Annotated in this window: 1 protein-coding gene; it reads left to right on the plus strand. The window is 65.4% G+C overall.

The window, feature by feature from the left end; genetic code table 11:
- Window positions 1–172 precede the first annotated feature (172 nt).
- On the plus strand, window positions 173–637 hold the full coding sequence (locus tag ACZ418_RS42035) for a DUF417 family protein (protein ID WP_468373930.1): 465 nt from the start codon (window positions 173–175) through the stop codon (window positions 635–637).
- Window positions 638–899: the final 262 nt, after the last annotated feature.

Consider the following 899-nt stretch of genomic DNA (forward strand, 5'->3'; position numbering starts at 1 on the left):
GGAAAAAAAAACCTCCCCCCCCGTGGTTCTGGGGGGGGGGGGGGGGGTGGAGGAGGGTAAAAACCAGATCCTGGGGAGAGGTCCTCCGCGGGTCGGGGGCCGAGGGGAGAAGCACACCCGCCACCACGGTCAGGCCGTCGGGGCAGCGCCTGTGCGAAGACAGGAGAATGCCATGGCAGCGCACACCGCTATCGCCAGGTTGCACTCCGGAGGGATCACGGCGAGCCGATTCGGACTCGCACTGAACCTCGCCAGCATCGGACGGCTCAAGTTCGAGGATTACGAGGTGGAGAACATCCGTCCTGTGGTCGTCTCGAGCCCACTGCTGCGACGGCCGCTGAGAGCGCTCGGAGAGACGAGACTGGCCAAAGCCATCGGGATCACTGAGATCACGATCGCCGGGATGATCTCCACCGGACGGTGGGCGCCCAGAGTCTCGGCAGCCGGCAGCCTGCTCGCGGCCGGGATGTTCACCGTCACGCTCAGTTTCCTGATCAGCACTCCGGAGGCGTGGCACCAGCGGGGCCGAGAGCCGAAGCTCTCGCCAGCCGGCCAATTTCTGATCAAGGACGTGGTGCTGCTGGGTGCTTCCCTGATCACCGCCGCGGAGTCGCTGAGCAGAAACCAACGACCATAGCCTGTCACGGCTCCCCGGCCGCCCGTGACGCCTCGGACATCCAGGGACCTTTTGAACTCAAGTGTCTCCAGCCGCGTTGTCTTGTCTCGGTTGATGCTTGACGTTGTGGCTTCACCTGATGCTTGACACCGCTTGCCTCGGCTTGGCTGTGCGCGTCTGATCGGCGTGTGCAGGGAGGGCCGGGGCCGTGCTGGTGGAGTTGAGCGTGGTCGAGCAGCGGTATCACGCGGTGATGGAGGTCGCCGCGGGGGTTCCGGTCACC

Source organism: Streptomyces sp. NPDC030820, assembly GCF_055572075.1.

What these genes read in the sequence shown, in the direction of transcription:
- ACZ418_RS42035 (WP_468373930.1), top strand. Translation starts at nt 173, where the DNA reads ATGGCAGCGCACACCGCTATCGCCAGGTTGCACTCCGGAGGGATCACG.